The sequence below is a fragment of the Tumidithrix elongata BACA0141 genome (genome assembly GCF_036349135.1).
Classification (GTDB): domain Bacteria; phylum Cyanobacteriota; class Cyanobacteriia; order Pseudanabaenales; family Pseudanabaenaceae; genus Tumidithrix; species Tumidithrix elongata.
The window spans coordinates 1-7,092 of the sequence record NZ_JAZBJZ010000178.1; the positions used below are offsets into that span (position 1 = coordinate 1).

Below are 7,092 nucleotides of genomic sequence, written 5' to 3' on the forward strand. Positions count from 1 at the left end.
CCTCATTTTCCTCAAATCCCTTCCTACTCTTGTTTGTATTTTTAGAGATGCCCTCTAGGAGAATCGTGCGATGCGCTCTTGCCTGAAATTTGGTGTTACTGCGATCGCGCTTTCTCTCTCCTTCTGCCAGGTCTCTACCCTCTATCCTCTAGAGACTGCTTCTGCCCAAACGATACAAGAGCGCAAGGCTGAGGCAGAGCGACTGAGAAAACAAGGAATTCAACAATGTCAAACTGGGCAGTGCGAGCAAGCATTGCAGTCTTTTCAGCAAGCATTGCAGATATACCGAGAGATCGGCAACCGTCAAGGAGAGGGTTTAGCGCTCGGAAATTTGGGAGTTGCTTACGGTTCCCTCGGCAAATACGACAAAGCGATCGAGTACCAAGAACAAAGCTTAGCGATCGTGCGGGAAATTAAAGACAGAGGGGGTGAAAGCCTAGCGTTGGGAAATCTGGGAGTTGCTTACCGAAACCTCGGTAAGTACGACAAAGCGATCGAGTACCAAGAACAAAGATTAGCGATCGCGAGGGAAATCAAAGACAGAAGGGGTGAAAGCTCAGCGTTGGGAAATCTGGGTGCCGATTACGGTTCCCTCGGCAAGTACGACAAAGCGATCGAGTACCTAGAACAAAGCTTAGCGATCGCGAGGGAAATCAAAGACAGAAGGGGCGAAAGCTCAGCGCTAGGAAATCTGGGAAACGCTTACAGATCCCTCGGCAAATACGACAAAGCGATCGAGTACCAAGAACAAAGCTTAGCGATCGTGCGGGAAATTAAAGACAGAGGGGGTGAAAGCCTAGCGTTGGGAAATCTGGGAGTTGCTTACCGAAACCTCGGTAAGTACGACAAAGCGATCGAGTACCAAGAACAAAGATTAGCGATCGCGAGGGAAATCAAAGACAGAAGGGGTGAAAGCTCAGCGTTGGGAAATCTGGGTGCCGATTACGGTTCCCTCGGCAAGTACGACAAAGCGATCGAGTACCTAGAACAAAGCTTAGCGATCGCGAGGGAAATCAAAGACAGAAGGGGCGAAAGCTCAGCGCTAGGAAATCTGGGAAACGCTTACAGATCCCTCGGCAAATACGACAAAGCGATCGAGTACCTAGAACAAAGCTTAGCGATCGCGAGGGAAATTAAAGACAGAAGGGGTGAAAGCTTAGCGCTGGGAAATCTGGGAGTTACTTACCGAAACCTCGGCAAGTACGACAAAGCGATCGAGTACCAAGAGCAAAGATTAGTAATCGCGAGGGAAATTAAAGACAGAAGGGGTGAAAGCTTAGCGCTAGGAAATCTGGGTGCCGATTACGGTTCCCTCGGCAAATACGACAAAGCAATCGATTACCTAGAACAGAACTTAGCAATCGCGCGGGAAATCAAAAACAGAGGGGGTGAAGGCGAAGCGCTGGGAAGTCTGGGAGTTGCTTACGGTTCCCTCGGCAAGTACGACAAAGCGATCGAGTACCTTCTGCAAGATTTAGCGATCGCGAGGGAGATCGAAGACAGGGAAGGCGAAGGGCGAACCCTCAGCAATATCGGATTTGCACTGGCAATCAAAAAACAACCTAATCTTGCCATTCTTTACTACAAGCAATCCGTCAAAGTGCGAGAATCTATCCGCAAAGACATTCGCAACCTCGATACAGATATACAAGAATCCTATTTAGAAACTATTTCTGGTAGCTATCGCCGTCTCATCGATCTTCTACTCAAACAAGGGCGAGTCACCGAAGCATTACAGGTTGTTGACTTGCTCAAAATCCAAGAACTCGAAGACTATCTCAAAAACATCAAAGGTAGCGATCGTGCGGCAAAGGGCGTCGAACTTTTAGCGCCCGAGAAAGCGATGAGCAGTCAGCTATCAGCGATGAGCTTTGAGCAAATCCCCGAACTCAACCGCCAACTTGCCAGACAGATCCAGCTATTACCAGAATCGGAAATCAACAAAGTCCCTGACTACCTACAAAAACTACCCAAAGGAGCTGTCCTACTCTATCCCTTAATTCTCGACAACCGATTAGAACTGATCGTCTTCTCTGCCAATACCTTCCCCATCAATCGCACCGTTCCCATCAAAAAAGCCGATCTAGAGAAACTCGTTACAGATGTGCGTTCTGACTTGCGAGACTATACTTCCCTAGATATCAAAAACTCTAGCCCAAAGCTTTACAACATTCTCATTAAACCCATCGAAGCGGATCTCAAACAAGCAAACGCTACCACCATTCTCTATGCACCCGATGGCATCTTGCGCTACATTCCCCTTGCTGCTTTGTACGATGGCAAACAGTGGTTGGTAGAGAAATATCGCATCGACAACCTGATTGCCTATAGCCTCTTCGATTCAGATAGCAAACCTCAATCCAACATTCGCATCTTTGCAGGTGCATTTGGCGGAAAAAATGGAGAAAGACGATTTGGAGCAAACGGTTTGCCTGCTACCATCCCCGAAGTCGAAAATATTCAAACTTCATTCCCAAATACGACTAAACTCGTCGAGCAAGCTTTCACAGCCCAAGCCAGTAAAGATAAAGTTTCTGGCAACGCGATCGTTCACTTCGCCACCCATGCCGAATTTAAATCTAGCAGTCCGTTAGATTCCTACGTGTTGTTTGGCGATGGCAGCAAAGTCACCCTCGCCGAGATTAATAACTGGCAGCTCAAAGATACCGATCTAGTCGTTCTCAGTGCCTGCGAGACGGGCGTAGGCAGTTTAGGCAATGGTGCTGAAATCCTCGGTTTTGGCTATCAGGTGCAGCGTGCGGGGGCAAAGGCTTCGATCGCTTCTCTCTGGACAGTATCCGATGGCGGCACGCAGTTGTTAATGGAAGCGCTGTACGGCAATTTGCAAAAGGGAAATACCAGCACGTCAGCTTCGCTCAGAGAGGCACAGCTAAGCATGATTCGTAAATCGATAAAGCAAGGAGAGATTAATTTTAATCATCCCTATTACTGGTCTGCTTTCGTTCTGATTGGGAATGGATTGTAGTTCGTATCTACATAGGAGTTGTCATTCCCCACTTAATCCCATGATGCCCAAATTTAAGGATCGCAAGTTCTTTAAACATTGCTATGCGATCGGAACTTCTTAAATATTGGGCAGGGATATCCCTACATTATGGCAAAAGCAAAGGCTCGCCAATTCAAGAATGAAATGCAACGAACAGGATTGGTGTCCCGTTCCCGATTTGACCTATATTTCGATAGAACGTTTACCGAATGATGTAGGTAATGAGCTTTGTCCTGTACCACCTGAGTTGGTCATCGAGATTATGTCAGAGGGACAGACATTTCGCGAATTTGTAGCGAAGGCTGGGGATTATTTGAATGCAGGGGTATTGCGAGTATGGGTTATCGATTCGAGCCAAAGAACTTTTACAATCTTCTTTCCCGATCGCCCTCCTGAGACCTATAGAGGCAGCGATTCGATCTTGAGCGATGAGTTATTTCCAGATTTAGCAGTAACCGCAGAACAGTTTTTTGCAAAAGCAGGAATTTAACGAATTGGTTACAAGAAATAAAGCCATATGTTTTTGAGCTTATGATGGATCGAGCGATGATAGCGCCTTTATTTGTATTAAGAGTCCGATCGCGTTGGAGAACATAACCTAGTGATTACCGCATTAATCCAAGAGCCAGTCCAAGCCGCAATTGGGGAAAAACGAGTAACGCTCTTTTGTCCTAGTTGGCAGGCTTATCAAGCGATCGCTGGAGCATTAGGTAAAAGGCGATCGGCACGGCTGACCTTCGATCGCGACAAGTTAGAGGTAATGATGCCCTTAGAGATTCATGAGTTTGCACGAGCGATGTTTGAGGTGTTTGTGCGGAATTTAGCAATGGAGTTGGGCATGGACTTACGACTCATTCAGCCTCGCCGATTAGGGTAAACGCAGCCCAGTTAACAGGATCGGGGAACTTCGCTTTCGTTGCCAACATGGCTTGACGCAACGCTTGAGCCTTATCGGGCTTGCTCTTTAAGGTCTGATAAAACTCAGTCATTAACGTTGCTGTCGGAGCATCAGGAATTGACCATAGCGACACCACCACACTCGGAACCCCTGCGGTAATTAGAGAACGCGACAAGCCAATCACCCCGTCCCCCGTAACCAATCCCCGTCCCGTATTACAGGCACTCAGCACCACTAATTCCACATTCAAGCGCAGTTGTAAAATATCGCTAGAGGTGAGTAGTCCCCGATCGCTTTGGTCGGGAGCCAAGGCGATCGCCCCAGGAATATCCGCAGATCCCTTAAATTCATCGAGCAATCCGTGGGTTGCCAAATGCACGATCCTGGCTGAGAGCATGCGTTTTACCACCTCAGCTTTCGTTGCGCGATCGCCCGTCAAAAAAGAAGTGTCAAACAAAGTCGCGATCGCCTTGGCTTCGGTTCCCGCACCCGGTAAATTGGGAAGTTGTATTGGAGGGATACCGATACTAGGCATGGTCGGATTGCCAACAATGAGAATATCTTGCAGATTTGCCAATCTTACCTGTTGTCTAACTTGACGGGTGAGGTCGAGAACTTGAATTGCTGGAGCCGTAAGAATCGTGTGCTTCTCAATCAGATGTTTGCCCGAAGCATCTAAAAGCGCAGGAAATGGAATCAGAAACAGCTCCCCTTGAGGGATGAAAATAATCCTTGCCGAGGGATCTGTGGGCAGTAGCTCCGCGATCGGTTGAATCAACAGTGTATCGAGGGTACGCAACCAAGGATAGGCTTTACGTACTGGGTTCTTACTAGAAATCGGTTCTCCATTCCTAGAAGTAATCGCCCCACGCAGATCGCTAATCGTATCTACGAGAGAATCCTCTAACGTGGTTAGATCCACCTGTTTAAAAGCCACCTCACCAGAGGGTTTAACCACCCAAATAAATAGTTTGTGGTAAGTTCCCTTGAGTTTCCCCTGTACGAGATAGCTATCATCAGGCATGAGAGCATATTCTACGAGGGTCGCATTTTGGGCTTTAGCGATCGCTTTGATTTGCGCGATCGTAGGCGATTTAATCGCTGGCAGTTGATTTTGGGCTTGGGCTTTTGTTGGGTCTTTGCTAGCGATACGGCGCGACAAAAGTTCGGCAAAGGCACGCGATCGACCGCGTTCGGCTATTTCTAATGCCTCTTCGTTTTGATTTTGAGCGACGAGAATCTGTTGCAAGAGGTTATAGGCATGAATCTGGGTGTCAAAAATTGAAACCTTGTCACTATCGCCTAAATTGTCGCGCAGAGATTCTAAAATTTCTAGAGAGGCTCGAAATTTCTGTTCGGCTTCCTTATATTTTTTGAGATTCCAAAGACTATAGCCCCAATTATTTAATGTCGATGCCTCCAATTGGCGATCGCCGATTTGATGGGCAATTTGCCAGCTTTTTTCTTGAAACTTCAATGCCTTAGCATATTCTTTGAGACTGACATGGCCAAGTCCAATCCCACCATTGGCAGCAGCTTCTAAGCGAAGGTTTTGCTTTTTTTGCGCGATCGCCAAGGCTTTTTGATAATAATCAATCGCTTTTTGGAAGTCACCCTTGATATGATAGATCCCACCCAAGTTATTTAAAGCATTTCCTTCTGCTTCAAAAAAGCCTATTTTCTGGGCTTCGATTTGGCTTTGTTCGTAGTATTCGATCGCCTGCTTGTAGTCCTCTTGAGCGCTGGAAATCGCACCTAAGGTTGTAAGCGTCAGCACAACGCCAATTTTATTGCCAACATCCTTAGCGATTTGCAAACTCTGTTCCAGATATTCCGTTGCCTTATTGTAGTTCCCTAAATTGAAATAGATAGTCCCCAAACTAGATAGAACGATTCCTTCTCCAGCCCGATCTTTAATTTCTTGTCTTACCCGTAATCCCTGCTGATGCGATTCGATCGCTTTGCCATAGTCCCCCAAGGAACGATAGCTATTCCCTAGATTTCCGAGGGAATTTGCTTCGGCAGAGCGATCGCCAAGTTTGCGAGCTATGACCAATTGCTTTTGGTAATAGACGATCGCTTGTTTAGAGTTCCCTAGCGATCGATAGGCTAATCCGATCGCCTCTAAAACCGAGAGTTCGCCTTTAGCATCGTTTTGCTGTTGGTAAAGTTGGAGGACTTTTTGCCATGTCTGAATCGCGGCTTCAAACTGGTTGGCTTTATACTGTTCTGCTCCTCGGTCAAATAGCGTTTGTGCTGGGGATTTAGCTGGCGATGCTGGTTGAATTGGGGTGGGGGACACCGTAGCTGAGATAGCGGGAAAAAGACTAAAGGCAAAAGGAGAAAGGTAAACAACTAGAGAAGAAAGCGCGATCTCAGCCCCCTTTCCCATCTTGCCTTGTTTCTGATTTGCGATCGGCATAGCTCGATCCACGCTATTTCTCAGCATACTTACTCTTTATTGGAAGGCTTTTGTTCTTCCCCTTCTTGCTTGGGTTTGCCATGCAGATCGCGATTACCGCCACCATTCTCTTGGGATTCAGAATGCACTTCTCCATTCATGCTACCTTCCGAGCTAGCACCCGAATGACTATCAGCATTGCCATCCACGCCTGCCCCTGCCAGAGCGGGTTTGGGCTTATACAAGCCACGTCTGACCCGATCTTCAATGGTTTTAATCGTGATGTACAACACGGGCACGACAAACAGACTCAGGACGGTCGCTACAATCATACCGCCAATGATCACAGTACCCAGAGACTGGCGCGAAGCTGCTCCTGCCCCTGTGGCGATCGCGAGGGGAAAAGCCCCAATAATTGTCGCCAAAGCCGTCATCGAGATCGGTCGCAAACGGGCGGCACTGGCTGCTACGACCGCCTTACTGATGCTTAGCCCTTTTTCGCGCAGTTGGTTGGCAAATTCCACAATTAGAATGGCGTTCTTACTTGCCATACCGATCAGCATCACAAATCCGATTTGGGTATAGACATCATTAGAGAAGCCCCGCAGTTTCGTTGCCAAGAGTGCGCCTAAAATCGCCAAGGGCACGGTCAGCATGATAATCAGTGGATCGAGATAGTTCTCATATTGGGCAGCCATCACCAGAAACACGATCACAATCCCTAAACCAAAAATCCTAAGTACAGGACAAAAGATTGAGAGCATTAGAAAAGGCATCAGCGTTGAG

The 7,092-nt window shown here is 47.4% G+C and carries 5 protein-coding genes; 3 read left to right on the forward strand and 2 right to left on the reverse strand.

Annotated features, from left to right (window positions below):
• Positions 1-70: 70 nt before the first annotated feature.
• The 3 genes from V2H45_RS24275 to V2H45_RS24285 all read left to right on the forward strand — a co-directional run bounded on the left by V2H45_RS24275 (position 71) and on the right by V2H45_RS24285 (position 3,884).
• The gene (locus V2H45_RS24275; RefSeq protein ID WP_330486274.1) at positions 71-2,986 is read left to right on the forward strand and encodes a CHAT domain-containing protein; all 2,916 of its coding nucleotides are present in this window, start codon (positions 71-73) and stop codon (positions 2,984-2,986) included.
• A 106-nt stretch (positions 2,987-3,092) separates the two neighbouring features.
• Positions 3,093-3,497, forward strand: a complete 405-nt coding sequence (locus V2H45_RS24280) for a Uma2 family endonuclease (RefSeq protein WP_330486275.1) — start codon at positions 3,093-3,095, stop codon at positions 3,495-3,497.
• A 111-nt stretch (positions 3,498-3,608) separates the two neighbouring features.
• Positions 3,609-3,884: a hypothetical protein gene (locus tag V2H45_RS24285; RefSeq protein WP_330486276.1), complete on the forward strand. Its 276-nt coding sequence runs from the start codon at positions 3,609-3,611 to the stop codon at positions 3,882-3,884.
• Here V2H45_RS24285 and V2H45_RS24290 read toward each other — a convergent pair.
• The gene (locus tag V2H45_RS24290) at positions 3,859-6,354 is read right to left on the reverse strand and encodes a CHAT domain-containing protein (protein WP_330486277.1); all 2,496 of its coding nucleotides are present in this window, start codon (positions 6,352-6,354) and stop codon (positions 3,859-3,861) included. The two genes, V2H45_RS24285 and V2H45_RS24290, sit on opposite strands and share 26 nt — an antisense overlap.
• A 2-nt stretch (positions 6,355-6,356) precedes the next feature.
• The coding region (locus V2H45_RS24295) for an efflux RND transporter permease subunit (RefSeq protein WP_330486278.1) at positions 6,357-7,092 on the reverse strand (736 nt) is incomplete at its 5' end.